The organism is Caulobacter sp. Root343 (assembly GCF_001425745.1).
Lineage (GTDB): Bacteria > Pseudomonadota > Alphaproteobacteria > Caulobacterales > Caulobacteraceae > Caulobacter.
The window spans coordinates 543,234-567,902 of sequence record NZ_LMDF01000006.1 but is presented as its reverse complement, the minus strand read 5'-3'; the positions used below and the strand labels follow the sequence as shown (position 1 = coordinate 567,902).

Annotated in this window: 27 protein-coding genes; 14 read left to right on the top strand and 13 right to left on the bottom strand. The window is 68.3% G+C overall.

Features of this window, described 5'->3' with window-relative positions; genetic code table 11:
• The first annotated feature begins 75 nt into the window (after positions 1-75).
• Positions 76-2,991 carry a pitrilysin family protein gene (locus ASC70_RS10165; protein ID WP_056049631.1) on the top strand — a complete coding sequence of 972 codons (2,916 nt, stop codon included), beginning with the start codon at positions 76-78 and terminating at the stop codon, positions 2,989-2,991.
• 111 nt (positions 2,992-3,102) lie between these two features.
• On the opposite strand, the gene ASC70_RS10160 is transcribed toward ASC70_RS10165, so the two are convergent.
• Positions 3,103-4,044: a hypothetical protein gene (locus tag ASC70_RS10160; protein WP_047409576.1), complete on the bottom strand. Its 942-nt coding sequence runs from the start codon at positions 4,042-4,044 to the stop codon at positions 3,103-3,105.
• A gap of 174 nt (positions 4,045-4,218) precedes the next feature.
• Between ASC70_RS10160 and ASC70_RS10155 the strand changes: the two genes are divergently transcribed.
• Complete coding sequence (locus ASC70_RS10155) at positions 4,219-4,764, top strand: PAS domain-containing protein (RefSeq protein ID WP_047409579.1); 546 nt, start codon at positions 4,219-4,221, stop codon at positions 4,762-4,764.
• On the opposite strand, the gene ASC70_RS10150 is transcribed toward ASC70_RS10155, so the two are convergent.
• Together ASC70_RS10150 and ASC70_RS10145 are read right to left on the bottom strand one after the other, a co-directional pair.
• The gene (locus tag ASC70_RS10150; RefSeq protein ID WP_056049629.1) at positions 4,761-5,705 is read right to left on the bottom strand and encodes an aldo/keto reductase; all 945 of its coding nucleotides are present in this window, start codon (positions 5,703-5,705) and stop codon (positions 4,761-4,763) included. The genes ASC70_RS10155 and ASC70_RS10150 overlap by 4 nt on opposite strands.
• 10 nt (positions 5,706-5,715) lie before the next feature.
• Positions 5,716-7,380, bottom strand: coding sequence for a choline dehydrogenase (locus ASC70_RS10145; protein WP_056049626.1), 1,665 nt, complete (start codon positions 7,378-7,380; stop codon positions 5,716-5,718).
• Between the two features lie 281 nt (positions 7,381-7,661).
• Here ASC70_RS10145 and ASC70_RS10140 point away from each other — a divergent pair, with 281 nt between their 5' ends.
• Positions 7,662-7,886, top strand: a complete 225-nt coding sequence (locus ASC70_RS10140) for a LuxR C-terminal-related transcriptional regulator (protein WP_056049621.1) — start codon at positions 7,662-7,664, stop codon at positions 7,884-7,886.
• A gap of 139 nt (positions 7,887-8,025) precedes the next feature.
• A complete protein-coding gene (locus ASC70_RS10135) occupies positions 8,026-9,042 on the top strand; it encodes a LacI family DNA-binding transcriptional regulator (protein ID WP_082539608.1) in 1,017 nt (338 codons plus the stop codon).
• A 224-nt stretch (positions 9,043-9,266) separates the two neighbouring features.
• On the opposite strand, the gene ASC70_RS10130 is transcribed toward ASC70_RS10135, so the two are convergent.
• Positions 9,267-9,800, bottom strand: coding sequence for a gamma carbonic anhydrase family protein (locus ASC70_RS10130; protein ID WP_056049618.1), 534 nt, complete (start codon positions 9,798-9,800; stop codon positions 9,267-9,269).
• Positions 9,801-10,113: 313 nt separating this feature from the next.
• Between ASC70_RS10130 and ASC70_RS10125 the strand changes: the two genes are divergently transcribed.
• The 4 genes from ASC70_RS10125 to ASC70_RS10110 all read left to right on the top strand — a co-directional run bounded on the left by ASC70_RS10125 (position 10,114) and on the right by ASC70_RS10110 (position 14,136).
• Complete coding sequence (locus tag ASC70_RS10125) at positions 10,114-10,917, top strand: PhoH family protein (protein ID WP_082539609.1); 804 nt, start codon at positions 10,114-10,116, stop codon at positions 10,915-10,917.
• Between the two features lie 118 nt (positions 10,918-11,035).
• Positions 11,036-11,392, top strand: a complete 357-nt coding sequence (locus tag ASC70_RS10120; protein ID WP_047409590.1) for a hypothetical protein — start codon at positions 11,036-11,038, stop codon at positions 11,390-11,392.
• Positions 11,393-11,495: 103 nt separating this feature from the next.
• A complete protein-coding gene (locus ASC70_RS10115) occupies positions 11,496-13,481 on the top strand; it encodes an OPT family oligopeptide transporter (protein ID WP_056049613.1) in 1,986 nt (661 codons plus the stop codon).
• A gap of 7 nt (positions 13,482-13,488) precedes the next feature.
• Positions 13,489-14,136 (top strand): glutathione S-transferase family protein, encoded by a 648-nt coding sequence (locus ASC70_RS10110; RefSeq protein WP_056049610.1) that lies wholly within the window; start codon positions 13,489-13,491, stop codon positions 14,134-14,136.
• Here the strand turns inward: ASC70_RS10110 and ASC70_RS10105 are convergent.
• Positions 14,130-14,816, bottom strand: a complete 687-nt coding sequence (locus ASC70_RS10105; RefSeq protein WP_056049606.1) for a GNAT family N-acetyltransferase — start codon at positions 14,814-14,816, stop codon at positions 14,130-14,132. The genes ASC70_RS10110 and ASC70_RS10105 overlap by 7 nt on opposite strands.
• Positions 14,817-14,824: 8 nt before the next feature.
• Positions 14,825-15,439, bottom strand: coding sequence for a TetR/AcrR family transcriptional regulator (locus ASC70_RS10100; RefSeq protein WP_056049603.1), 615 nt, complete (start codon positions 15,437-15,439; stop codon positions 14,825-14,827).
• Positions 15,440-15,537: 98 nt separating this feature from the next.
• Between ASC70_RS10100 and ASC70_RS10095 the strand changes: the two genes are divergently transcribed.
• Positions 15,538-16,806 (top strand): MFS transporter, encoded by a 1,269-nt coding sequence (locus ASC70_RS10095; RefSeq protein WP_056049600.1) that lies wholly within the window; start codon positions 15,538-15,540, stop codon positions 16,804-16,806.
• A gap of 24 nt (positions 16,807-16,830) precedes the next feature.
• Here the strand turns inward: ASC70_RS10095 and ASC70_RS10090 are convergent, their stop codons facing one another.
• Together ASC70_RS10090 and ASC70_RS10085 are read right to left on the bottom strand one after the other, a co-directional pair.
• Positions 16,831-17,037: a DUF3126 family protein gene (locus ASC70_RS10090; protein WP_047409605.1), complete on the bottom strand. Its 207-nt coding sequence runs from the start codon at positions 17,035-17,037 to the stop codon at positions 16,831-16,833.
• A 51-nt stretch (positions 17,038-17,088) separates the two neighbouring features.
• Positions 17,089-18,021, bottom strand: a complete 933-nt coding sequence (locus tag ASC70_RS10085) for a LysR substrate-binding domain-containing protein (protein WP_056049598.1) — start codon at positions 18,019-18,021, stop codon at positions 17,089-17,091.
• Between the two features lie 73 nt (positions 18,022-18,094).
• On the opposite strand from ASC70_RS10085, the gene ASC70_RS24935 reads away from it, so the two are divergent.
• Positions 18,095-18,259, top strand: a complete 165-nt coding sequence (locus ASC70_RS24935) for a hypothetical protein (RefSeq protein WP_156396177.1) — start codon at positions 18,095-18,097, stop codon at positions 18,257-18,259.
• 124 nt (positions 18,260-18,383) lie between these two features.
• Here the strand turns inward: ASC70_RS24935 and ASC70_RS10080 are convergent, their stop codons facing one another.
• The 3 genes from ASC70_RS10080 to ASC70_RS10070 form a co-directional block, all read right to left on the bottom strand.
• Positions 18,384-19,169 (bottom strand): glutaminyl-peptide cyclotransferase, encoded by a 786-nt coding sequence (locus ASC70_RS10080; protein ID WP_056049595.1) that lies wholly within the window; start codon positions 19,167-19,169, stop codon positions 18,384-18,386.
• 15 nt (positions 19,170-19,184) lie between these two features.
• Positions 19,185-20,015 (bottom strand): serine O-acetyltransferase, encoded by an 831-nt coding sequence (gene cysE / locus ASC70_RS10075; RefSeq protein WP_047409613.1) that lies wholly within the window; start codon positions 20,013-20,015, stop codon positions 19,185-19,187.
• 81 nt (positions 20,016-20,096) lie between these two features.
• Positions 20,097-20,702 (bottom strand): NUDIX hydrolase, encoded by a 606-nt coding sequence (locus ASC70_RS10070; protein WP_056049592.1) that lies wholly within the window; start codon positions 20,700-20,702, stop codon positions 20,097-20,099.
• 116 nt (positions 20,703-20,818) lie between these two features.
• Here ASC70_RS10070 and ASC70_RS10065 point away from each other — a divergent pair, with 116 nt between their 5' ends.
• From ASC70_RS10065 to ASC70_RS10055, 4 genes are read left to right on the top strand one after another with little or no spacing between them, the layout of a single operon-like run.
• Positions 20,819-21,445 carry a nitroreductase gene (locus ASC70_RS10065; RefSeq protein WP_056050579.1) on the top strand — a complete coding sequence of 209 codons (627 nt, stop codon included), beginning with the start codon at positions 20,819-20,821 and terminating at the stop codon, positions 21,443-21,445.
• Positions 21,446-21,488: 43 nt separating this feature from the next.
• On the top strand, positions 21,489-21,779 hold the full coding sequence (locus tag ASC70_RS10060) for a hypothetical protein (RefSeq protein ID WP_052196836.1): 291 nt from the start codon (positions 21,489-21,491) through the stop codon (positions 21,777-21,779).
• 54 nt (positions 21,780-21,833) lie between these two features.
• Positions 21,834-21,998: a hypothetical protein gene (locus tag ASC70_RS24930; protein WP_156136816.1), complete on the top strand. Its 165-nt coding sequence runs from the start codon at positions 21,834-21,836 to the stop codon at positions 21,996-21,998.
• A complete protein-coding gene (locus ASC70_RS10055; RefSeq protein WP_056049588.1) occupies positions 21,995-22,732 on the top strand; it encodes a hypothetical protein in 738 nt (245 codons plus the stop codon). Before ASC70_RS24930 ends, ASC70_RS10055 begins: the two co-directional genes overlap by 4 nt.
• On the opposite strand, the gene ASC70_RS10050 is transcribed toward ASC70_RS10055, so the two are convergent.
• A complete protein-coding gene (locus tag ASC70_RS10050) occupies positions 22,729-23,484 on the bottom strand; it encodes a LytTR family DNA-binding domain-containing protein (RefSeq protein ID WP_200939205.1) in 756 nt (251 codons plus the stop codon). The two genes, ASC70_RS10055 and ASC70_RS10050, sit on opposite strands and share 4 nt — an antisense overlap.
• Positions 23,484-24,641 carry a sensor histidine kinase gene (locus ASC70_RS10045; protein WP_056049584.1) on the bottom strand — a complete coding sequence of 386 codons (1,158 nt, stop codon included), beginning with the start codon at positions 24,639-24,641 and terminating at the stop codon, positions 23,484-23,486. Before ASC70_RS10045 ends, ASC70_RS10050 begins: the two co-directional genes overlap by 1 nt.
• Positions 24,642-24,669 lie beyond the last annotated feature (28 nt).

Below are 24,669 nucleotides of genomic sequence, written 5' to 3'. Positions count from 1 at the left end.
CAACCTCGCGCCTTGCGTGCGCCATGCGGGACGGCCAAGGTGCCGCCTCCGTTTTTCTCCTGCCCTGGATTCTCGATGATCAGCGCTTCGCGCTTGGCGCTTGTCGCCGCCGCCGGCCTTTCGGTCGCCGCCTGCTCGCACCTTCCCACGCCGTCCCTGCCTCTGCCGAAGAAGGAAGCCGCCGCGCCCGCGATCCCCGAGGCGCCGCCCTTGGCGGGACCGAAGGTCGCCGACCTGAAGCCTGGCCAGTGGGCCCAGGAGATCTCGGACGTCGCGCCTGATCCGGCCTGGCGCTTCGGCGTGCTGCCCAACGGCATGCGCTACGCCCTTCGCAAGAACGCCACGCCCCCTGGCCAAGCCTCGGTGCGTCTGTGGTTCGACGCCGGCTCGCTGATGGAGACCGACGACCAGCAGGGCTTGGCCCACTTCCTCGAGCACATGGCCTTCAACGGCTCCAAGAACGTGCCTGAAGGCGACATGGTCAAGATCCTGGAGCGCCACGGCCTGGCCTTCGGGGCCGACACCAATGCCCAGACCAGCTTCGACGAGACCATCTACCAGCTGGACCTGCCCAAGACCGACGACGGCACGGTCGACACCTCGCTGATGCTGCTGCGCGAGGCGGCCGGCGAGCTGACCATCGCCCCTGACGCCGTCGACCGTGAGCGCGGCGTGGTGCTGTCGGAAGAGCGCACGCGCGACAGTCCCGGCTATCGCGTCGCCATCGCCACCCTGTCAGCCCAGATGGAAGGCCAGCTGCCGCCCAAGCGGATCCCGATCGGCAAGCCCGACATCCTGAAGACCGCGCCGGCCCAGCGTATCCGCGACTTCTACGAGGCCTATTATCGGCCCGAGCGCGCGGTGCTGGTGGCTGTCGGCGACTTCGACGTCGACGCCATGGAAGCCAAGATCAAGACCAAGTTCGGCGACTGGGTCGGCAAGGGCAAGAACGGCAAGGATCCCGATGTCGGCCCGGTGGCCAAGCGCGGCCCGACCGCCAAGCTGATCGTCGAGGCCGGCGCGCCCTGGTCGGTGCAGATGACCTGGATGCGCAAGCCCGACGGCCTGCTGGAGACCAAGGCCGTCGACGAGCGCGACATGCTGGAGAACCTGGGCTTCGCGGTGCTGAACCGCCGCCTGCAGGCCATCGGCCGCTCGGCCGAGCCGCCGTTCATCGCCGGCGGCGCCTTCAAGGGCGACCAGTACGGCGCGGTGCGGGTGACGACCTTCGGCGCGACGGCTCAGCCGGGCCGCTGGCTCGAAGCCATGACCGCGCTGGACGCCGAGCAGCGCCGCGCCGTCCAGTACGGCGTGCGCCAGGACGAGCTGGACCGCGAGATCGCCAGCATGCGTTCGGGCTTGGTCGCGGCGGCGGCCGGCGAGGCCACCCAGCGTACGCCCGGCCTGGCCAACCAGTTGGTCGACACCCTGGGCGACGGCGAGGTGATCACCTCGCCCAGCCAGAACCTCGCGGCCTTCGACGCCCTCGTGAAGGGCCTGACCGCCGACCGCGTCAACACGGTGCTGAAAACCGCCTTCGCCGGCTCGGGCCCGCTGGTGGTCATCGCCGCCCCGACCAATATCGAAGGCGGCGAGCCGGCCATCCTGAAGGCCTATGACGCGCTGAAGAGCCAGGCGGTGACACCGCCGGCCGCGCCGGGCGTCACCGCCTGGCCCTATTCCAGCTTCGGCCCGACCGGCAAGGTCGCCGAGCAGAAGGAGATCTCCGACCTCGACGCCGTCTTCGTGCGCTTCGAGAACGGCGTGAAGCTGACGGTCAAGCCGACCAAGTTCCGCGACGACCAGGTGCTGGTGAAGGTCCGCACGGGTCATGGCTTGCTGGACATGCCGTCCGACAAGCAGAGCCCGCTGTGGTCCGGCACGGCCTTCGTCGAAGGCGGTCTCAAGCAGATCAGCGCCCAGGACATGGAGCGGGTGCTGACTGGCAAGATCTGGAACGCCCAGCTGGGCGTCGAGGACGACGCCTTCACCCTGAACGGCCGCACGCGCCCCGAGGACCTGTCGACCGAGCTGCAAGTGCTGACCGCGTTCGCCACCGAGCCGGGCTGGCGGCCCGAGGCGTTCAATCGCGTCAAGACCAGCTACGGCACCCTGCACGACCAGCTGCAGAGCACGACCGGCGGCGTCTTGAGCCGCGACCTGGGCGGGCTGATGCACGTCGGCGACCAGCGCTGGACCTTCCCGTCGCGCGAACAGATCGCCAGCGCGTCCCTGGACGAACTGAAGGCCGCCGTCGCCAATCCGCTGACCAAGGGCGATGTGGAGATCGTCATCGTCGGCGACACCACGGTCGACAAGGCCATCGCCGCCGTCGCCGACACCTTCGGCACCCTGCCTGCCCGCTCGGGCGATCCGGCCACGCCCGGCGCCGAGAAAGCGCCCTTCCCCGCCCCGGCGACCGAACCTGTGGTGCGCACCCACAAGGGCCGGGCCGACCAGGCGGCGTTGTTCATGGCCTGGCGGACGGACGACCTGTTCTCGAACCTGCAGCGCTCGCGCGACATCTCGATCCTGGGCCAGGTCATGCAACTGCGCCTGATCGACGAGCTGCGCGAGAAACAGGGCGCGACCTACTCGCCCAACGCGATGTCGACCGCCAGCGTCACCTTCAAGAACTGGGGCTATCTGGCCGTCAGCCTCGAAGCGCCGCCCGAGAAGCTGGACGGGGTGATCGCCTCGATCCGCAAGATCGCCGCCGACCTGCGCGACAAGCCCGTCAGCGACGACGAGCTGGAGCGGGCCAAGAAGCCGCGCATCGACCAGATCGAGAAGGCTCGCGCGACCAACGAATACTGGGTCGGCGCGCTGTCGAACGCCCAGAACGATCCGCGCCTGCTGGACGCCACCCGCTCGGTGCTGGCCGGCCTGGCCCGCGTCACCCCGGCCGACGTCCAGAAGGCGGCCAAGACCTATCTGGGCGACGACAAGTCGTGGCTGCTGCTGGTCAAGCCGGAAGCGGCGGCGAAGTAGGACGCGGTGTAGAGTGCCAAAGAGAAAGGCCCCGGCGAAAACCGGGGCCTTTTTCGTATCTCCATCTCCCGCCCCTCCCGGCGAACGCCGGGAAGGGCGGTGGTTTGGTGTCTAGTACACGACCCCACCCACGCCGCCGTCCAGGCTGAAGCTGGTCGACAGGGTCTGGCGCTCTTGCACCGTCTCCTCGCGGTAGGCGGTGTACCTCTCGATGGTCATGATCGTCAGGATCTTCACGCCGGCGCCGAAGCGACGCAGCAGCGAGCGCTCGTTGCAATCGCGGGCCGGACGCTGCGGACGGCAGGTCAGCGTACCCTGGCCACCCTGTCCCCCATTGGGACCGGCGCCGGGGACGTGATAGAGCGCCTCGTTCTTCTGGCAAATGTAGGTCTGGCCGGCGCCGCCGGTCGAGATGTCGATCTGGCCCTCGTAGTCGGCGATCACGTACTGCATGCGGCTGCCGGCGATGCAGCGATAGAGCTCGCCGTCATAGGCGTCGTCGATGTCGCGGTCGGGCGTGACCTGCGAGGCCGGGTGCGGCACGTCGCGGTCGTCCAGGCAGACGGCGCGGATGATGACGCGGCGCACCTTGGTGCGGGTCGCCTCATAGGCCTGGCGACGGCGGGCTTCGCCGCCCTCGACGTTCAGACCCTGGATGTAGCCGCTGGCCACCGGGCCGGAATAGTAGCCGCCGTGCGAGCCGCCGCCGTAATAGTTGACGACCCCGCCGGCGCTGGCGCCCGCGCCGGCCGAAGAGCCCGCGCTGGAGCCGGCGTTGCTGGTCGCCGTGGCGCTGGAATTGGCGTTCACGATCACGGTCGCGCCGATGTTCACATTGACGCCGGGAATGTTGACGTTGTGACCGCCGCCGCAGCAGCCGGTCGGCGGCGCGGGAGGCTTGGGCGGCGGGGGCGGCGGCGAGCAGCACGGGGGCGGCGGCGGCTGACACCCGCTGTTGCACTGGGCATAGGCCACGCCGCCAACCAGCAGGCCGCCAACGAGGGCGCCCAGGGCGATCAGCAGAGCGCGCGTGTTCAATTTCGGCGCCTTCATCGGCGGTTCCCTTCACATCGGGTCGTTCCGCTCGCTGTTAAGCAAGAATCGGGCCGAAGCGCCCACCCCTCCCCGGATCTGCTCCAGAATGGGACGGTCAAGCCTCTGGCCCGGTTCTCCCAGCAAGCCTCGTGCGGTCGAAAACAGCCGCGCAGGACCCGCCAGGGGACGACGATGTTCCATCCAAGCACGGAACGGTTGATAGACTATTGGCGTGACAAGAAGGGCGACGCCGCCCTGCCCCGTCGCACCGACGTCAATCCGGGCGATTTCCTGGAGCTTCTGCCGCAGGTCTTCATTCTCGGCCGCGACGGCGGCAAGCTGCCGTTCCGCCTGGCCGGGGGCTTCGTGTCCGACCTTCACGCCCGCGACCTGCGCGGCCACGACGCCCTGTCGCTGTGGGCCCTGTCGCACCGCCTGGAGCTGAAATCGGCGCTCGACGTGGCCCGCAAGCGCCGCACGCCGGTGGTCGTCACCGCCGACATCCGCGCCCACGGCGTCCCGTCGGTCGGCATGGAAGTGCTGTTCGCCCCGCTGCAAGGCGCCAGCGGCGAGACCGACCGGTTCCTGGGCCTCTACCAACCGACCGCCATGATGGCCCGCCTGATGGGCCGGCCCGCCTACGAGCTGGGCCTGCGCGAGATCAAACCGCTGGGCGAGGCCAACCAGGACATGCCCCGCCTGCGCCTGGCGACCCTGGACGGCCGGGCGATCGCCTAGCGCCCCGCCTCATCCAGCCGCTTCCACACGTCACTGGGCAATTCCAGCCGGGCGGCGGCCATCAGCTCGTCCAGTTGTTCCACCGAGGTCGCGCTGGCCAGCGGCGCGGTGATCGCCGGATGGGCCATGATCCAGGCCAGGGCGACTTGAGCCTGTGAGGCCCCGACCGTCTCCGCCGCCGCGTCCAGCGCCGCCAGCACCGTCCGGCCCCTGTCATTCCAGTAGTCGCGCAGGATCGTCCGCGCCCGCGCCTTGCCCTCGAAATCGGCCTCGCTCCGGTACTTGCCGCTGAGGAAGCCGGCGCCCAGGCCGTAGAATGGAATGATCCCCAACCCCTCCGCCGTCGCGAGATCCGCCAAGGCGCCCTCGACCTGCTCGCGGTCGACCAGGTTGAACTTAGGCTGGATCGTCTCGTAGCGCGTCAGGCTCTTGGCCTTCGACGTATCGAGGCTGGCCTTCAAGCGGTCGGGAGAGAAGTTCGACGCCCCGATCGCGCGGACCTTGCCGGCTTTGACCAGGCGGTCGAAGGCCTTCAGCGTCTCGTCGATCGGCGTCTCGGCGTCGTCCTGGTGCGACTGATAGAGGTCGATATAGTCGGTCTGGAGCCGCTTCAGCGAACCCTCGACCGCGGCCTCGATATTGGCCGCCGACAGCCCCGGCTGCTTGGGCCACATGGCGACCTTGGTCAGGATCAGCACCTTGTCGCGCTTGCCGCTCGCCTGGAACCACCGGCCGATCACGCCCTCGGACTCGCCGCCCTCGTGGCCGGGAACCCAGGCCGAATAGACATCGGCCGTGTCGATGGCGTTAAAGCCGCCGTCGACGAAGGCGTCCAGCAAGCGATGTGAGGTCGCCTCGTCGGCCGTCCAGCCGAACACGTTGCCGCCGAAGATCAGCGGCGCGGTCGAGAGGCCGGAGCGGCCGAGGGGACGGTGCTTCATGGTGTTCTCCCTAAGCCGCCACGGCTCGCCCGTCCTCGAACACCGGAACGTCCTGCGGCGCCAATGTCGCCTTGCCAAGGATGAGGTCCGCCGCTCGCTCCGCGATCATCAGGGTCGGGGCGTTGGTGTTGCCGCCCACCAGGGTCGGCATGACCGAGGCGTCGATCACCCGCAGGCCTTGCAGCCCCTGGACGCGCAGCCGGTCGTCGACCACGGCCAGCGGATCGCCGGCCACGCCCATGCGGCACGTGCCAACCGGATGGTAGATCGTCTCGGCCTTGGCGCGGATCCAGGCGTCGAGGTCGGCGTCGCTGCGGACATCCTTGCCTGGCGCGTACTCGGCGTCGCGATAGGGGTCGAAGGCGCTCTGCGCCACGGTCTCGCGGGCGATGCGCACGCCCTGACGGATGGCCCGGCGGTCCTCGTCCGTGGCCAGGTAGTTGGCGCGGATGGCCGGATCGTCGAACGGATCGGCCGAGCGCAGGCCGACATGGCCCCGGCTCTCGGGACGCAGCTGACAGACGTGCAGGGTGAAGCCGTCCTTCTCGACGACCGTCTTGCCATGGTCCTGCATGATCGCCAGCACGCCGTGGATCTGCAGGTCGGGCCGGTCCAGGTCGGGCCGTGACTTCAGGAACGCGCCGCTTTCCAGGAACTGCTGCCGGCCCAGGCCCTTGCCGAGGAGCATGTACGACAGGCCCACGCCCAGCTTGTTCAGGCCCTTGTTGGCCGAATAGGCGGTCTTGAGGTTCTTGGTCGTCCACGAGACGCAGACGTCCAGGTGGTCCTGCAGGTTGGCGCCGACGCCTTTCGACTCATGGACGACCGCGATGTCGTGGGCTTTCAGGTCGTCTGGCGCGCCGATCCCTGACAGCTGCAGGATGTGGGGCGACTGCACCGCGCCGGCGCTGAGCAGCACCTCGGCGTCGGCATAGGCCGTCTTCTGCTCGGCGGCCTTGCCGACCACGTAGCCGACGCCGACCGCCCGCCCTTTCTCGACGATGATCCGGGTGGTGCGGGCCTCGGTCACGCAGGTCAGGTTCGGGCGCGACAGCGCCTGGGCCAGATAGGCCATGGCCGCGCTGCAGCGCCGGCCGTCGCGAATGGTCAGGTCGTAGGGCCCGAAGCCCTCCTGCTGAAAGCCGTTGAAGTCCTTGGTCGTCTTGTGGCCCGCCTGGCGGCCAGCCTCGATCAGGGTCGAATAAAACGGACTGTCTGACTCGCCTTTCGACACGTGCAGCGGACCCTGGCCGCCGTGATAGGCGTCGCCGCCGCCGTGATGATGTTCCGAGCGCTTGAAGTAGGGCAGCACCTCGGCATAGGACCAGCCGGACAGCCCCATCTGCCGCCACTGGTCGTAATCCCGTGCATGACCGCGGATGTAGATCATGCCGTTGATAGCCGAGCTGCCGCCTAGGCCTTTGCCGCGCGGCCACCAGAGCTTGCGATTGTCCAGGTTGGGCTCGGCCTCGGTCCAGAATCCCCAGTTGCAGTCGCCCTTGTCCTTGATCAGCTGGCCCACGCCGGCGGGCATCCTGACCAGGATCGAGCTGTTCTTGCCGCCGGCCTCCAGCAGCAGGACCTTGATGTTCGGATCCTCGGTCAGGCGGGCCGCCAGCACACAGCCGGCCGAGCCGGCGCCGATCACGACGTAGTCAAAGCGTTCGCTGGCCATGGCCCTGACGCCCTCCCTCGCAGGTTATCATTGTTAAGGCAGAGTGGTCCGGCTTCTGGCCGCGCGCAAGGCTCCCGGCGGCGCGTGGTGTTTGCGCGCCCCGTCTCGAAGGGCGTCAATCCAGCGCAACTCGAGGTGATAATTTCCCCATGTTTGCGCTAACATTATCTGTTGTACTTTAAGCCCGCCGCCCAATACGGTGACCTCGTGCATGAATCTTGCCCGCCCCGACAGGTTTGGCGCGCAGGCGAGTAACGGAAGCGTGGAGGCGCAGGGCGGAAATGACGAGACGGACAAACGCCGCGATCGCCGAGAGCCCGCACGAGAGCCTCGGCGAACTCACCCCGGCCCAACTGAGGGTTCTCGAGCGCGTGAACTGCATCGCCGAGGCCACGGTGAAGGCGCATATGACCGCCGTGATGCGCAAGCTCAACGTCCACAACCGCACCCAGGCCGCGATCGCGGCCCAGGGCATGATCTGGAAATTACGAGCCTCGACCGACTGACGGGGCGCGGTGCGCGGTTGTCGAACACCTCGCCTCCGAGGAATATCGCGCCAGGTGCGCGACAGGCTAGCAGCGCTCGAGCTTGAGCGCGCGGGAGATCGGATTGGCGAGACGGACTGGACAGACGCGTGGCGCGACGATGGTCGACGTGGCGGCCGAGGCCGGCGTCTCGGCCATGACGGTGTCGCGGGTGATCAACGGCCGCAGCAACGTGGATCCAGAGACGCGCGCGGCGGTGGATCAGGCGATCCGCGCGCTCGGCTATACGCCCAATGTCGCCGCGCGCAGTCTCGTCACCTCGGCGGAACTCAGGATCGGGGTCATCTACGCCAATCCCAGCGCGGCCTTCATGAGCGACTTCCTGACCGGCGTCTTCGAGGAGGCTTCGACCCGCGGCGCCCGCCTGGTTCTGCTCAAGGGGAGCGAAGGCGGCCATCCGCCCGACAAGGAGTCGCTGAAGAACCTCCTCGCCGCCGGTGTCCGCGGCGTCATTCTGGCGCCGCCGCTCGGCGAGGCGGCCCCAGTGCTGCGCGTCCTGCGCAAGGCCAAACTGCCGATGGCGGCCGTCGGCGCCTATGGGGTCGAGGGCGCGATCTGCGTACGCATCGACGACCGGCGCGCCGCCTGCGAGATGACCCGCGAGCTGACCGGTCTGGGCCACCGGCGCCTCGGCTTCATTCTCGGCAATCCGGACCAGGCGGCCAGCGGCGAGCGCCTGGCGGGGTTCCTGGCCGCCGCGAGCGAGGTCCAGGGGGTGCGGACGACCGTCGCCCAGGGCGACTTCAGCTTCGCGTCGGGACTGGCGGCGGCCGAGCAGTTGCTCGACGCCTCTCCACCGCCGACGGCGATCTTCGCGAGCAATGACGACATGGCCGCCGCGGTCATCTCGGTGGCCCATCGCCGCCAACTGGACGTGCCGCGCGAACTGACCGTCGTCGGCTTCGACGACACCTCGGCGGCGGTGACGCTCTGGCCGCCGCTGACCACCATGCATCAGCCGGTCCGCAAGCTGGCGGCCGAGGCGCTGGGCCTGCTGGCGGCCGAAATCGCCGGCGGCCAGAGCCTTACGGCCCGGTGCGCCGACCACGTGCTCGAGCACGAAATCGTCCGACGCCAGTCCACCGCCGCGCGGCAGCCCGCTCGCGCCGACAGCTAGGCGCCGCCAAAGGCGATTCGCCCATTCACACTCAACTCGAAACCAGATACATACTACCTATGGACGAAACGGGACACGATACGCCCGCGCCGTCCCGCCGCGAACACGACGCCTCCTCGCGGCGAACTTCCTTCTCGCGCTACGTGCCCAGCGTGGGAAGCGGGAGCGCCGCCTTGCATCCCCCCCAAGCAAGCGGGCGGCGCTCCCAACCGTTTTCCAGGGGCCTAGGCCTCGACGACCTTGAGGTCGCGGGCATAGCGCTTCCAGTTCTCGACATAGTGCAGGGCCGAGGCCTGCAGGATCATCGTGTGGTGCTCGCTGACCTCGCGCACCACCTTCCCCGGCGCGCCCACGACCATGGAATTGTCCGGGATCTCCTTGCCCTCGGTGATCAGGGCGCCAGCGCCCACCAGGCAGTTCTTCCCGATCTTCGCGCCGTTCAGCACGATCGCCCCGATGCCGATCAGCGAGCCGTCGCCGATCGAGCACCCGTGCAGCATCACCATGTGACCAATGGTCACGTTCGCCCCGATGGTCAGCGGCGCGCCAAGATCAGTGTGGAGAACCGAGCCGTCCTGGACGTTGCTGTTCTCGCCAATCGTAATCGGATCGTTGTCTCCACGGGCGACCGCGCCCCACCAAATACTGGCATTCTTCTTGAGAATCACATTCCCCATCACGCTCGCCGTCGGCGCGATCCAGTATTCGCCTTGCGGGGGAAGCGCGGGAGCCATGGCGCCCAAGGAATAGACAGTCATCCGTATGCCTCGTTTTCTTGGGCGCGATTTTCAGATTAACGACCTGGAAACCATGATGCGCCATTGTAGTCAGGCGATTCGAGAGGGAACCTTCCTTTAGCGGGATGATTCTTCTCTCGTACGGGTCGGGGGCGACCACCGCCATCGGCCCACCCGCTGACGAAGACGAGGTGTCGCTCTTGGCGTTCCGGCGTTCAGCACCGCCCATTGGAAGCTCTCCGGAGCCGCCCCGCCGCGCACGCGCCTTCGTTGTTATCCAACAGCTCACATCCAAGGACGACGCCTTTTGGCCTCGTCCTTTTTTATTGCCCTCATGGAGGCTTTGATGACCAAGCGAGCCCTGAAGCGGATGGCGCGCGAAGGCGCGTATGAGACCGGCCACTACGGTGATGACGCCAAGGTGCGTCGCCTGCCGATCGATATTCGCGAGCGTGGCAACGCGTGGAATCCTCTTGGGCACGACGGCGCGCCGAGCAATCCCGAGCGCGATCAAAGTTACCTCAAAACCATAAAACCAAAATCGCCAGGCCAGGCGGAGTTGATGGAGGCCATCGACAACAAGAACCTGGTCATGGCCCTGGGTCCGGCCGGCACCGGCAAGACCTATATCGCCATCTCCAAGGCCGTGGAGGCCCTGGAGGCCGGCACGGTCAGCCGCATCGTCCTGTCACGTCCCGCCGTCGAGGCCGGGGAGTCGATCGGCTATCTGCCGGGCGACATGGAGGACAAGCTGGCGCCGTATCTGCGGCCGCTCTACGACGCCCTGACCGATCGCCTGTCGGTCAAGCGGATGCGGGCCCTGATGGCCGAGGGCGCCATCGAGATCGCCCCGGTCGGCTTCATGCGCGGCCGCACCCTGAACAACGCCTTCGTGGTGATCGACGAGGCCCAGAACTGCACCTACATGCAGCTGAAGATGCTGCTGACCCGTCTGGGCTGGCACTCGACCATGGTCGTGACCGGCGACCCTAACCAGTCGGACCTGTTGCCAGGCATCTCAGGCCTGGCCGATGTCGCCGACCGCTTCGAGGCGGTCTCCAACATCGCCGTGGTCCGTCTGGCCGACCGCGACATCGTCCGCCACCCGCTGGTCGCGGAGATGCTGGGCGTCCTCTAAAGAGCCGAGTGGGGCCGCTTCGTCCGAGGACGGAGCGGCCTTCGGTGGCGATTGCGCTTTACAGCAGTCTGAGGTTGAGCAACCCTTCCCTTCTTGTCAGGCTCAGGAAGGAACGGTCATGTTGAAAAGCTCGGCCCTCGCGGCCCTCGTCCTTGCCAGTTTCGCGAGCGGCGCTTTCGCCCAAACCCAGACCCAGACCTCGCAGCAGCTCAATACGTCCAATCTGCAGGCGCGGCCCTCGGGGCTGTCCAGCATGTACGAGAACATGAACGTCCAGACGAAGCTCTGGCGTCAAAGCATGACCGACGACGCCCAGCCGGAGGTCACCCCGGCTCAATGGCGCCGCGCCCGCAAGGCGGCCTCTCTGATCAACACCAATCACTGCGAGGACGCCTATAAGCTCGCGGTGTCCGCGCAGGACGACCGACTGGCCGGCAACGTCGCGCAGGTCTGCAAGGCGCACCCTCGGTCCTGACATACCCTGACGACGAACGGCCGATCGGCGTTCGCTGAAATCGAGACTTGAGTTTGAGGCGGTCGGACGTGCAAGGTCCGGCCGCCTTAATACTTTTTTGGACATGTTCATGGCCGACACCGAAGCGCCGCGCACAGAATTGACCCTCCGAGGGATCATACTCGGCGTCCTGATCACCCTGGTCTTCACCGTCGCCCAGGTCTATCTGGGCCTTAAGGTCGGCCTGACCTTCGCCACCTCGATCCCCGCCGCCGTCATCTCGATGGCTCTGCTGCGGGCGTTCAAGACCTCGACCATCCAGGAAAACAACATCGTCCAGACCATCGCCTCGTCGGCGGGGACCCTGTCGTCGGTGATCTTCGTGCTGCCGGGCCTGCTGATGATCGGCTGGTGGGCGAACTTCCCCTACTGGCAGGTGTTCGGCGTCTGCGCGGCTGGCGGCGTGTTGGGCGTGGCCTATTCGATCCCGCTGCGCCGGGCCCTGGTCACCCAGTCCGATCTCCCCTACCCCGAAGGCGTCGCCGCCGCCGAGGTGCTGAAGGTCGGCTCCAGCTCGCGCGAGGGCGCCGAAGAAGGCAAGGCGGGCCTGTTCGCCGTGACCGCCGGGGCGATCACCTCGGCGCTGTTCGCGGCCCTGGCCGCCGCCAAGATCTTCGCCGCCGAAGTAGCCGGCTACTTCAAGGTCGGAGCGGGCGCGACCGGCCTGGGCGCCTCGGCCTCGATGGCCCTGATCGGCGCGGGCCACATCATGGGCGTCACGGTCGGCGTGGCCTTCATCGTCGGCCTGATCATCGCCTGGGGCGTCGCCACCCCGATCCTGACCGCGATCACCCCCTGGACCGGCGATGTCGCCACCCATGCCGTCACCGTGTGGCGCACCCAGGTCCGCTTCATCGGCGCCGGCGCGATCGGCGCCTCGGCGATCTGGACGCTGGGCAAGCTGGCCGTGCCCGTCTGGCGTGGCCTGATGGCGGCCCTGGCCGCCAGCGCCGCCCGCAAGTCGGGCGAAGGCGCGATCCCCCGCGTCGAGCAGGACATTCCGATCGGCATCGTCGGCCTGATCGTCCTGATCGTCCTGGCCCCGTCGGGCTGGCTGCTCTACGACTTCCTGGCCGGTGGTCCGCTGGCGGGCCTGGCCGTGCCGCTCGTGCTGGCCGGCGTGGCCTTCATGGTCGTGGCGGGCCTGTTCGCCGCCGCCGTCTGCGGCTACATGGCCGGCCTGATCGGCGCCTCCAACAGCCCCGTCAGCGGCATCGCCATCCTGTCGATCCTGGGCGCCTCGGCCATGGTCGGCGCGATCGGCCACGCGACCCTGGGTCCTGACGCCAACACGGCGATGATCGCCTTCGCCCTCTACGTCACCACCCTGATCATGGCCGTGGCCGTGATCGCCAACGACAACCTGCAGGACCTGAAGACCGGCCAGTTGGTCGACGCCACGCCGTGGAAGCAGCAGGTGGCCCTGATGATCGGCGTCGCCGCCGGTTCGGCCGTGATCCCGCCGGCCCTGGAGCTGATGAACCGCGCCTGGGGCTTCGCCGGCGCGGCCAACCTGCAGTCGGTGGCCACCAACCCGCTGCCGGCCCCGCAGGCGACCCTGATCTCGACCCTGGCCAAGGGCGTGATCGGCGGTCACCTGGAGCTGCACATGCTGGGCATCGGCATCGCCGTCGGCCTCGGCCTGGTCCTGATCGACGAAACCCTGCGCAAGCTCAGCGCCAACAAATACGCCCTACCGCCGCTGGGCGTGGGCCTGGCCATCTACCTGCCCAGCGCGGTGACCGCTCCGGTGGTGATCGGCGCGGTCGGCGGCTGGCTATACGAGAAGTGGGTCAGGAAGGGGCCGAACGCCGAGGGCGCCGAGCGCCTGGGCGTGCTGGCCGCCTCGGGCTTCATCGTCGGCGAAAGCCTGTTCAACGTCGCCTATGCCGGTCTGATCGTGGCCACCAACAAGGACTCGCCTTTGGCCGTCCCGTTCGCCCCGCCCGAAGCGGTGGGCATGATCCTGGCCGCCATCGTCGGCGTCGGCCTGTTGGTCTGGCACTATGTCTGGGCCAAGGGCGCGGCGGCGCGGTCGGCGAAGGTTTAAGGCGCGGATGCTGAAGGTCTGGGGTCGCCGCTCCTCCTTCAACGTCCAGAAGGTGCTGTGGCTGGTGGGGGAGCTTGGCCTTCCCCACCAGCACATCCCCGCCGGCGGCGATCACGGCGGGCTCGATGATCCTGATTTCCTGGCGATGAACCCGCACGGCCGAGTTCCGGTCATCGACGACGACGGCGTGGTCGTCTGGGAATCCCACGCCACCCTCCGCTATCTGGCCGCCCGTCACGGCGGTCCCGCCTGGTGGGCGGGCGCCCCCGCCGATCGCGTCCAGGCCGACGGCTGGATGGACTGGGCCCAGACCGCTCTGCAGCGCGACTTCCTGACCGGCGTGTTCTGGGGCTGGCACCGCACACCGGAAGACCAGCGCGACAAGGCCGCCATCGACACCGCTCTCGCCGCCTGCGCTCGCCATTTCCGCCTGCTCGATCGGATCCTGGCTGACCGGCCATTCCTGGGCGGTGACGCGCCAAGCCTGGCCGACATTCCGGCCGGAACGCATCTCTATCGCTACTACGAACTCGAGATCGAGCGGCCCGCGACACCGAACGTCGAGGCCTGGTACGCTCGCCTGCGTGATCGCCCCGCCTATCGCGAGCACGTCCTGATCCCATTCGACGAGATGAAGGGGCGGCTGGCCTACTGAGCCGGCTTCAGGATCGTGAACATCACTTCGCGCCGGCCGCGATAGCCCAGCGACTCGTAGAGGCCGATGGCCGTGGCGTTGTCGGCGTAGCTGTGCAGGAAGGCCTTTTCGCCGCGCGCCAGGATCTTGGCGGTGACCTCGCGCAGCAGCCGGGCGGCGTAGCCCTTGCCGCGATGGTCGGGATGGACGCAGACGCCGCTGGCCTCGGTATAGCCGTCGGGCCGCATCCGCTCGCCGGCCATGGCGACCAGCTTCCCATCGACCCGCACCCCGATGAACTCGCCCAGCTGGTGGGTGCGGCTGAAGAACGGTCCGGGCTTGGTCAGGGTGGCCAGGGCCAGCATCTCGGCCGCGTCGGCGTCGCCTAGAGCCAGCATCCCGAACGCCACGTCCCGCGCGGGCGCGACCTCGATGGCCTCCATTTGCAGGCAAAGGGCGCTGGAGACCATCTCCGTCCCGGGGACCGGCGGCGGCGTGGTCGGCTCGACGAGACCCACGGTCCCCTGCGCCCGCACCAGCTCGCCCAGGGCCGTCAAGCTTTCAGGGCTTTCGTCGACCGTGCCGGCGAACAGGCCGAAGTCCGGATGCATCCGCAATGCGCCGCCGTGATGCACCGCCAGATGGCTCTGGCGGCCGGTCAGGGTCGAATAGGCGGGGCGGTCGAGGACGTGGGCGGTCATGCCCCTACTCAAGCCGGACAATAGGCGGCGATCAACGCCTTCACGGCCCCGACCACGGCCTTGGCGGGTTTGTCGTCGCCGTCGAACATTTGGCTGGAGGTGAAGACGCCCTCGACCAGCAGCATCATGGCGTCGCCGACGACCTGGGGATCGGACGCGCCCATCTCGACGGCCTTGGCCCGCAGGCGGTCGCGCAGCTGCTGCTTGTGGACCTGGGCGACCTGGCGGCCGGCGTGCTGGCGGTCGGGATATTCGACGACGGCGTTGGAGAGGTTGCAGCCGCGATAGTCGTCGCCGCCGGACCGGTCGGCCAGCCCCTGGAAATAGGCGACCATCTGGGCCTTGGGATCTTCGGGATGCAGGGCCTCGGCCGCCTCGAAACGGTCCCAGAAACCGGTCTCGACCTCGCGCAGCACGGCGGCGACCAGCTCGTCCTTGGATTTGTAACTACGGTATAGGCTGGGCTTGGTCACGCCGGCGCGGGTGACGATCTCGTCCACGCCCACGGCGCGGATGCCCTCGCGATAGAACAGCTCGCGCGCCGTGTCGAAGATGCGATCGGCGGCGCGGGTAGCCGGCGCGTAGGGTCCGGCGAGGATCTCTTCTGGGGTTCTTTTAGACATTTTCGAACATGGCGCTTGACGATGTTACTTACCGGTACGTATGTAGCCAATCAAGCCCGTACCGATCGGTTACATCACCTTCCATATCGAGAGACGACATGCCCACCGCAAGCCGCCCCTTCGGACAGAACTATGCCTTCGTGGTCGCCGGCGCGATCTTCTTCGCGCTCCTGGCCGCCGCCGGCCTGCGCGCCGCGCCCGGCGTGCTGATCCTGCCGCTGGAGAAGGCCTTCCACTGGGACCGCGCGTCGATCTCGCTGGCCGCCGGCGTCGGCATCTTCCTCTACGGCCTGACAGGACCCTTCGCGGCGGCGCTGATGCAGTCGTTCGGCCTGCGCAAGACCGTGACCCTGGCGCTGGTGATGATGTCGATCTCCACTGGCCTGTCGGCCTTCATGACCGCCTCCTGGCACTATGTGGCCACCTGGGGCGTGCTGACGGGGGTGGCGAGCGGCGCGGTGGCCATGGTGCTGGGCGCGACGATCGTCAATCGCTGGTTCGTGGCCCGGCGCGGCCTGATGCTGGGCCTGCTGGCGGCCTCGACCGCGACCGGCTCGCTGATCTTCCTGCCCGGCATGGCGGTGATCGCCGAGCATGGCGGCTGGAAGCCGGTGGTGCTGACCGTCTCGATCGTCTGCCTGGTGCTGGCCCCGCTGATGTGGCTGCTGATCCCCGAGCGTCCGGCCGATGTCGGCCTCCGGCCCTATGGCGCCCCGGAGGACTATGTGGCCCCCGCCCCGCTGAGCGGCGGCAGCGCCCTCTCCTACGCGTTCGGCGCCTTGGGCCGCGCGGCCAAGACCCGGACCTTCTGGCTGCTGTTCCTGGGCTTCTTCATCTGCGGCCTGACGACCAATGGCCTCGTTGGCGTCCACATGATCGCCTTCTGCGGCGATCGCGGGATGCCCGAGGTGCGCGCCGCCGGCCTGCTGGCGCTGATGGGCCTGTTCGACCTGGTCGGCACCACCGCCTCGGGCTGGCTGACCGACCGCTATGACAGCCGCAAGCTGTTGTTCGTCTACTATTCGCTGCGGGGCCTGTCGCTGATCTACCTGCCCTTCTCGGACTTCTCGGTGGTCAGCCTGTCGGCGTTCGCGGTGTTCTATGGGCTGGACTGGCTGGCCACCGTGCCGCCGACCGTGCGGCTGGCCTCGGAGGCGTTCGGCGAGCGCGACGGCCCGATCGTATTCGGTTGGATCGCCGCCGGTCACCAGCTGGGCGCGGCCACCGCGGCCATCGGCGCGGGCGTGATCCGCGCCAGCCAGGGCCAGTATGTCGAGGCCTTCATCATCGCCGGGGCCGCGGGCCTGGCGGCCGGCGTCGCCTCGCTGATGATCCGCCGCGCGGTCCCCAAGCCTGTGATGGCCTGAGGCGCGCGGCGATCACGAAAGCCTTTAGTCGAGGTCTTCGGCGAGGATGGCCATCTCGAACATGAACGAGCCGTCCTCGTCCTCGTCCTGGAAGACGACGCCGATGAATTCGCCGGCGACTTCGACCTCGGCCGAGTCCTTCTGCTTCGGACGCGGCTTCACGGCGATGTGCGGGTTGCCGAAGGTGCGCTTCAGGTGCTTTTCGAGCTTGGCGACGGTCGTGGCGTCCACGGGGGGCCTCTTGTTCTAGCTGAGCGCCCGGGGAGCGCCTTCGGGGCGAAACTAGCGACCGGCGCGAGAGTCGCAAGCCGCTTCCGGCGGATGAGGTGTGGACGCCCCCTCGGCCAGCAGCCAATCGCGGAACAGAGCGGCCTCCGGGGTGGCGCCTTCGGGCGGCGTCACGGCCACGATCCGGGCCCGTCCGGGCGCGAAGCCGAGCGGCGCGACGAGGCGACCGCTGGCCAGGTCGCGCTGCACGAAGGCCCAGGGCCCGATCGCCACGCCCAGTCCAGCGGCGGCCGCTTCCAGCATGTAGAAATAGTGGTCGAACTCCTGCTCGCTGACCGGCGTCGGCAGAAGGTCGAGATCGAAGTTCCGGGCCCAGTCCAACCAGCTCTCCGGGAAGGTGCGGGTCAGCAGGCGTGGCAGGGCGCAGACCCGCTCGAGAGTCATCGGCCCGGCCGCCGCCAGCTCCGGCGCCATGACCGGTCCGTGGAAGTGCTCCATGAACGGGGTCACGACGGAGTCGTAGGGCGCCGGCTGGCCCGGCACGCGCATGCGGATGGCTAGATCAATGCCATCATCCTTGAAGTCGAACGGTCCATTGGACTCGGCGACGCGGACCGGGATGTCCGGATGCGCGGCCTGGAATCCTGGCAGGCGCGGGATCAGCCACTTCATGGCGAAGGTCGGCAGGCACGAGACCACCAGCGGCCGCGGCCCTGCCTGGACCGGACGCGGCACCGCGGCCTCGATCTGGTCGAAGGCCGGCGACAGGGCCTGGGCCAGCTTCAGCCCCGCCTCGGTCATCCGCAGCCGCGAGCGCGGCCCCTCGGTCAGGGCGACGCCAAGCTGCTCCTCCAGCTGGCGGATCTGGCGGCTGACGGCGCCGTGGGTCACGCACAGTTCGTCGGCGGCCAGGGTCATGCGGCCGTGCCTACCGAACGCCTCGAAGGCGCGCAGGGCGTTCAGCGACGGCAGCTGTCGACGGGCCATGTGAAGAAACCTCACAGAAGGCCGACCGATAAGTCGTTATCCGGAGCCGCGCAACCGGGGGATAGTCCCGCCCATGTCGCCCGCTGATCCCCGACGCATCACGCTTTCCCAGGTCCTGGCCTTGATGGCGATCTGGACAGCCGTAATCTATGGCCTCACCGCCAAGCGGCCGGCCGACGCCGAACAAATCTCGATGAAGGGAAAGCCCACCCTCGTCGCCTGCGCCAAGCAGAGCTAGGCTCCAGACAGGGGTGAGCCCCGGCGACGTCACGCGCGGCCGGGGCTCGGTCCGCCCACTAGGTCGGGGGGGCGTAGAGGGGCGGACGCGAGATTAACGCTGTCTCCCGAGCCAGGTTCCGGCTCTACCGCCCTGGCGAGAGTTTTATTTCGAAAAGTTTCGGCCACAGCTTGCCGGTCACGAACAATCGGTCCTTGGCGGCGTCATAGGCGATGCCGTTCAGCACGTCGTCGCGGGTGCCGGTGACGCCGGCTTCCTTCAGAAGGCCCGCCAGCTCGACCCAGCCAGTGACCTCGCCCGTCGCCGGATTGATCCGCGCGATGCGGGTGGTCTGCCAGATATTGGCCAGCAGTTCGCCCTTCACATATTCCAGTTCGTTCAGGTTGCGGACCGGCACCCCGTGGTCGGTGACCTCGATGCGGCCCGTCTCCTTCAGGGTCTCGGGATCCAGGAAGCGGATGAACGAGGTGCCGTCGCTCATGATCAGCCGCTTGTCGTCGCGGGTCAGGGCCCAGCCCTCGCCCGGATAGCTGAACTCGCCGATCCGCTCGAAGGTGTCGATGTCGTAGATGAAGCCGATCTCGTTGGTCCAGGTCAGCTCGTAAAGGCGGTTCTTCCAGTCGACGACGCCCTCGCCGAAATAGCGGGAGTCGACCATGCGCTCCTGCTCGGAAAAGCCGGTCTCGAGGTTCCATTTGCGGATAAACGAGCGGCCGGCCAGGCCGGTGCTCTCGAACATGAAACCGTCGCGATAGAACAGGCCCTCGGTGAAGGCGTTCGGATCGTGGGGATAGGTCTTCACGATCGTATAGCCGCCGACCGGGGCGGTCTTCTGCGCCCAGGCCGGCGCGCCGACAGCCAGGACAGCCGCCAGCGCCAGGCCGCTCAGACTACGCAGAAGAGCCCGCACTCAGATCTCGCCCAACTAGATTTCGTAAGAATAGACGGTCTCGGCCAGGGTGTGGTCCATGGTCTTGGCCGGTTCCTCGCAGGTCGGGCAGTTGACCAGGCGGGCGGGCACGCCGGCCGCCGTGCAGTGGGCCGGCACCGGGCGCAGCACCACCGAGCCCGAGGCCACCTTGGCGTAGTCGCCGATGATGATGTTGCCCAGCACCTTGGCCCCGGCGCCCAGCAGGACGCCCTTGCCGATCTTGGGGTGGCGATCACCGCGCTCGGCGCCGGTGCCGCCCAGGGTCACGCCATGCAGCATCGAGACGTCGTCCCCGACCACCGCGGTCTCGCCGATGACGATGCCGGTGCCGTGGTCGATGAACACGCCCTTGCCGATCTTGGCGGCGGGATTGATGTCGACCTGAAAGACCTCGCTGGCCCGGCTCTGCAGATAGAAGGCCAGGGTCTCGCGGCCCTGATGCCACAGCCAGTGCGATACCCGGTGGGTCTGCAAGGCCAGGAAGCCCTTGAAGAACAGGAACGGCTGGACATAGCCCTTGCAGGCCGGATCGCGCTCGAACACCGCCTTGAGGTCGGCCTCGGCCGCCTCGACGATCGACGGGTCGCTTTCGAAGGCGTCGGCGGCGAACTCGCGCGCCGTCATCGCCCGCATCTCCTGGTCGCCCAGCTTGCGGGCCAACTGGAAGGTCAGGGCGTCGGCCAGATTATCGTGGCTCAGGATCACCGCATTGAGCAGCGAGGCCAGGGCCGGTTCGTCCTTGGCCGCGTGTTCGGCCTGGTTGCGCAGGGCCGCCCAGACCGGGGTCTGGGTGTCCGGCGTCACCACTTCCAGAGGCTTGGCCATCGGGCTCTCCCTTGCCTGCAGGCGCGATACATAGAGCATCTTGGTTGACGATGCCCCAATTCAAGCGACCGACGCCGCCTTTTACAGGATGAGAGCCGCCAGGTCGCCCGGCAGTTCCCCTCGCACAGCCATATGGTGCGTCCTGAGCAATAGCGCCACCGTGATTGCGTCGGGCATATGGCCGGCCGTCGCCGCCTCCAGCGCCTCGCGGAACGGAACCCGGGCGATCGCCAGGTCCTCGGTCTCGTCGGGAGCCGTGTCGGTCGGCGACAGATCCATGGCCAGGAAGCCGTAGGCGATCTCGTCGGTGACGGAGTTGGACAGCTCCATCCGCAGGATCTGACGCCAATCGGCCGCCCGCAGTCCCACCTCCTCGGCCAGCTCGCGCTTGGCGCCGTCCAGCGGGTTCTCGCCGTGCGGCGCGCCGCCCTCGGGCAGCTCCCAGCTGTAGTTGGCCAGGGCGAAGCGGTTCTGGCCGACCAGGGTCACCGTGCCATCCTCGTGCAGGGGCACCACGCCGATCGCCTGGTTCTTCATGCCCACCTTGCCGTACAGCGCCGGCCGCCCCGTGGGCGCGATCGCCTGGTACTCGGTCAGGGTGATCCACGGATTGTCGTAGACTACCTTGCTGGACGAGACGCCCCAGGGCTTGCCGTGCGGCCGGAGCCAGGCGGACTTTTCAGACATCGACGCTCCAAACTTGTGACCCGGGCCAGTTTATCGGACGGGCCTGGTTTCATCCTGACCGTACAAGGCCTACCTGATCGGGCCTATATCGCTTGTGTCGCTTCGTGGAGATCGTCTTGGCCGGTTCCGTTCCTCCCGCGCCTGAATTTGGTGAAACCCTGCCGATCGAGGCCTCGCCCGAAGTCGTCGCCTTCCTGGCCAAGCGTCGTTCGGCCTCGGCCATGACCCTGGCCGCGCCCGGGCCGGATGACGCCCAGCTGGCCGACCTCCTGCGCCTGGCCGTGCGGGTGCCCGACCACGGCAAGCTGGCCCCCTGGCGGTTCGTGATCCTGAAGGGCGCGGCCAAGGACGCCTTCGCCGAGAAGATCACCGCCCTCGCCGGCAGCCAGGAGAATCCGGTCAAGGCCAACGCCGCCCTACGCAAGCTGACCCGCCCGCCGGTGGCCGTGGCCGTGGTCTCGCGGTTCATCGCCGGCGAAATCCCCGAGTGGGAGCAGCGCCAGAGCGCCTCGGCGGTTTGTCATCAGATGTTGTTGGCCGCATCGGCGTTGGGCTGGGGCGCCAACTGGATCACCGACTGGTACAGCTACGACCCGCGCGCCACGGCGATCCTGGGTCTGGCCGAGGACGAGAAGTTGGCCGGCTTCCTCTATCTGGGCACGGCGACCGAACAGCCGCAGGAGCGTCAGCGCCCCGACGTGGCGGCGATCACCCGCGAATGGAGCCCGGTCCAGGGAGCTTAGCCTCGGATCGGGCGTTGGTTCAGCAGCAAGCGAGGACACCGACATGGCGCGACGCAAGGATCCCTGGACCAGCCTGGCCTTCGACAGCTGGGCGCTGGGGTTGGAGGCCTCGTCGGTCATCGGCCTGCGCATGATGAAACTGGCCGCCGGCGGCGCGGCCGCGCAGGCCGAGGCGCAGCTGATGGTCGGCGAGAAGGTGGCCGCGGGGCTGATGCTGCCGATGCTGGCCGCGACCGGCCAACTGGGCGCGTCGGGTCAGGCCATAGCCGCCGGTTCGCTGGCCCACTTGCGCAAGAAGGTGCGCGCCAACCGCCGACGGCTCTCCAAGAGCTAAAGTTGGCCAAGAGCTAGACTTGGCGAAACGGCCGACAGGGGGCATATTCAAGGCATGAAAGTCACCTCGACCAGGACGCGCAAGGCGCTTCTAAAGGCCCGGGAGAAGTACGGCACGTGGTCGGAAGTGCTCAAGCACGCCGTACGTGACAAGGACGGCATCCTGCGCGTGCCGCGCATCGACGACGAGGACGAACTGGCCGCGCGTAAGGCCGGGTGACGTTCAGCTTCAATCTCGTCCTGGCGCTGTTCCTGCTGGCGCCGGGCTTCGCCTTCGTGATGGGCGTCTATTACGGCGGCCCGCGCACACGGCTTGAGCCGACTCCGCCGCCGCCCAACTCCCTGGTCGCCCTTGCCCTGGTCACCAGCGGCGCCCTGGCCGCGCACCTGGCCTGCGCGGGCTTCTACGCGGCTTGCGAGCTGATCGCCCTGTGGTCCAAGGCCAGCTGGAGCCTGCCACATCCCAATCCTTACGTCGTCGCCCTGGGCCTGAACGGCGCCGCGGATCGCTATCGCGAGTTCGGCCTGTTCTGGGCCCTGCTGAACCTGACCGCCCTGTCGGCGGCGACCTTCGGCGCCACTCGCCTCGTCATCGACTGGCGCCTGCGCAAGCACAGCCGCATCCGCGGCGCTCTCTATGGCTGGATGTCGGAAGCGACGATCAGCGAAGGCGCGATCGCCTATGTCGTCACCACCCTGGAGCTGGACGGCGCGGCCGTCGGCTATGAGGGCCTAGTAGAATACATGACCTTGGACTCGTCCAAGCAGATCGTCTCGCTGGTGCTAAGCGACTGCGAGCTGTTCACCATGGTGGCCAAGGGCGGCATGGTCCATCGCGTGCGCAACCCGCGCGAGGAGCCGCTGGAGAACATCGTCCTGGGGCGCGAGGCGATCCGCAACATCGCCTTCACGCCGGTCGGGGCGCCCGAGGACGAGGCTCTCGCCTCCGCCTAAGCCTCTTCCGCCGCCAGCCCCAGCCGAGCCTGCACCGCCTTCACATAGGTCGGCCCCACTGGCACGGCGACGCCGTCGCGCAGGACAAGAGCGATCAGGCCCTTGCCCAGGCGGTTGACCGCTTCGACGCGGTCGGGGCTGACGAAGGCCGAGCGGTGGACGCGGATCATCTTGTTCGGGTCCAGCCCCTGCTCCAGCGCGCTCATCGTGATGCGGTGGATATGGCTGCGGGTGGCCGTGTGCAGCAGGACATAGTCCTTGGCCGCCTCGATCCAGTCGATCTCGCTGACCGCCACCCGCACATGGCCTTGGCGCGTGGCCACCCAGATGCCGTCCAGATCGTTGTCGCGAACCGGCGCCGCCTCGGCCTGTTCGAAGGCCTTCTGCAGGGTCCGCCGGCGGCGAGCCCGCTCCACCGCCTGGCGCAGACGATCGAAGCGCACGGGCTTCAGCAGATAGTCGGCAGCCTCCACCGCGAAGGCGTCGGCGGCGTAGACCTCGAAGGCGGTGACGAAGACGATCTCGGGCCGCGCCCCGACGGGCAATTGCGACGCCAAGGCCAGGCCGCTCAGCTCCGGCATCTGGATGTCCAGCATCACGAGATCGGGCGAGAGTTCGGCGATCGCCTGACCCGCCTCGCGGCCGTTGCGGGCCACGCCGACCAGCCGGGTGTCAGGGATCTGGGCGAACAGAGCCGACAGCCGCTCCAGGGCGGCGGGCTCATCGTCGACCAGCAGGACCTTCAGTTCCATCACGCCGCCCTGGCCCCGGGCGTCACGGCGGCCGGATCAAGCCGAAGCGGAATGCGGAGCAGCACCAGAAAGCCCCGCTCGCGCGGCGCGGCCTGCAGCACGCCCCGCGCGCCATACAGCACCTCCAGCCGCTGGCGGACGTTGGTCAGGCCCACGCCCACCCTTCCGACTTGATGGCCGGCCGCAGGGTGCGCGCCCTGGTGGGCTGGCGCCTCGCCGTCGTCCTCGACGATGACCACCAGGTCGTCGCCGTCGCGCGAGACCTCCAGACGGACCGTCACCGGACGGCTGGTCGGGGCCACCCCGTGCTTGATGGCGTTCTCGATCAGGGGCTGCAGCACGAAGCTGGGGACCAGGGCGGCGCGCAACTCGTCGGGGCACGAGAACTCGACCCCCAGCCGGTCGCGGAAGCGCACGCTCTCGATCTCCAGATAGGCCTGCAAGGTGGCCAGCTCGTCCTCCAGCGGGATCATCGCCTCGGGGTCGGCGGCCAGGGTCAGGCGCAGGAACTCGGCCAGGCGGGCCAGCATCGACTCGGCCTCGTCGTTGCGGCCGGTGATCACCGCCGACGAGACGGCGTTCAGGGTGTTGAACAGGAAGTGCGGGTTCAGCTGGTAGCGCAGGGCCGCCAGGCGCGCGGCGCTGGCCTGGGCCTCGGCCGCCAGGGCCTGGGCTCGAGCGTCGGCCAGCTGCCCCTCATGCTCGCGGGTCACCCGGACGGCGATCATCATCAGATATAACGCGCCCAGCAGGGCGAACATCCAGGCTCCGACCAGGAACTGGCTGGCGGCCCGGGCGGCCACCATGCGGGGAGCCGGATGGACGCCGTCGAGCGCCACTCGCAGGTGGCCGCCGATCAGCATGTCCGAGGTCGCCATGACCAGAGCCAGGCCCACCACCGCCGGGAGCAAGGCGGCGAACCGCACCGGCCGGTCGTCGCGCGGCGTGCGGCTGGCTCGGACATAGACCAGACCCGACAGCAGCGCGCCCAGGCCCATGAACAGGAAGTGGCTGGCCAGCATGCCCGGCAGTGGCGGCTTGCCGCTGGCCAGGTACGGCAGGGCGAACAGCAAGGTGTCCAGTCCCCAGATGCCCAGGGTCAGCAGAAGCGCCTGTCTGAAAAGGTCCGACTTCAGCCCGACGTCGATATCTTTCATGGGCGCAGTCTAGCGGAAGGCGCGCCGC

Coding starts and splice junctions, on each gene's coding strand:
- ASC70_RS10165 (WP_056049631.1), top strand. CDS start 76: ATGATCAGCGCTTCGCGCTTGGCGCTTGTCGCCGCCGCCGGCCTTTCG.
- ASC70_RS10160 (WP_047409576.1), bottom strand. CDS start 4,044: ATGAAGGCGCCGAAATTGAACACGCGCGCTCTGCTGATCGCCCTGGGC.
- ASC70_RS10155 (WP_047409579.1), top strand. CDS start 4,219: ATGTTCCATCCAAGCACGGAACGGTTGATAGACTATTGGCGTGACAAG.
- ASC70_RS10150 (WP_056049629.1), bottom strand. CDS start 5,705: ATGAAGCACCGTCCCCTCGGCCGCTCCGGCCTCTCGACCGCGCCGCTG.
- ASC70_RS10145 (WP_056049626.1), bottom strand. CDS start 7,380: ATGGCCAGCGAACGCTTTGACTACGTCGTGATCGGCGCCGGCTCGGCC.
- ASC70_RS10140 (WP_056049621.1), top strand. CDS start 7,662: ATGACGAGACGGACAAACGCCGCGATCGCCGAGAGCCCGCACGAGAGC.
- ASC70_RS10135 (WP_082539608.1), top strand. CDS start 8,026: ATGGTCGACGTGGCGGCCGAGGCCGGCGTCTCGGCCATGACGGTGTCG.
- ASC70_RS10130 (WP_056049618.1), bottom strand. CDS start 9,800: ATGACTGTCTATTCCTTGGGCGCCATGGCTCCCGCGCTTCCCCCGCAA.
- ASC70_RS10125 (WP_082539609.1), top strand. CDS start 10,114: ATGGAGGCTTTGATGACCAAGCGAGCCCTGAAGCGGATGGCGCGCGAA.
- ASC70_RS10120 (WP_047409590.1), top strand. CDS start 11,036: ATGTTGAAAAGCTCGGCCCTCGCGGCCCTCGTCCTTGCCAGTTTCGCG.
- ASC70_RS10115 (WP_056049613.1), top strand. CDS start 11,496: ATGTTCATGGCCGACACCGAAGCGCCGCGCACAGAATTGACCCTCCGA.
- ASC70_RS10110 (WP_056049610.1), top strand. CDS start 13,489: ATGCTGAAGGTCTGGGGTCGCCGCTCCTCCTTCAACGTCCAGAAGGTG.
- ASC70_RS10105 (WP_056049606.1), bottom strand. CDS start 14,816: ATGACCGCCCACGTCCTCGACCGCCCCGCCTATTCGACCCTGACCGGC.
- ASC70_RS10100 (WP_056049603.1), bottom strand. CDS start 15,439: ATGTCTAAAAGAACCCCAGAAGAGATCCTCGCCGGACCCTACGCGCCG.
- ASC70_RS10095 (WP_056049600.1), top strand. CDS start 15,538: ATGCCCACCGCAAGCCGCCCCTTCGGACAGAACTATGCCTTCGTGGTC.
- ASC70_RS10085 (WP_056049598.1), bottom strand. CDS start 18,021: ATGGCCCGTCGACAGCTGCCGTCGCTGAACGCCCTGCGCGCCTTCGAG.
- ASC70_RS24935 (WP_156396177.1), top strand. CDS start 18,095: ATGTCGCCCGCTGATCCCCGACGCATCACGCTTTCCCAGGTCCTGGCC.
- cysE (WP_047409613.1), bottom strand. CDS start 20,015: ATGGCCAAGCCTCTGGAAGTGGTGACGCCGGACACCCAGACCCCGGTC.
- ASC70_RS10070 (WP_056049592.1), bottom strand. CDS start 20,702: ATGTCTGAAAAGTCCGCCTGGCTCCGGCCGCACGGCAAGCCCTGGGGC.
- ASC70_RS10060 (WP_052196836.1), top strand. CDS start 21,489: ATGGCGCGACGCAAGGATCCCTGGACCAGCCTGGCCTTCGACAGCTGG.
- ASC70_RS24930 (WP_156136816.1), top strand. CDS start 21,834: ATGAAAGTCACCTCGACCAGGACGCGCAAGGCGCTTCTAAAGGCCCGG.
- ASC70_RS10050 (WP_200939205.1), bottom strand. CDS start 23,484: ATGGAACTGAAGGTCCTGCTGGTCGACGATGAGCCCGCCGCCCTGGAG.
- ASC70_RS10045 (WP_056049584.1), bottom strand. CDS start 24,641: ATGAAAGATATCGACGTCGGGCTGAAGTCGGACCTTTTCAGACAGGCG.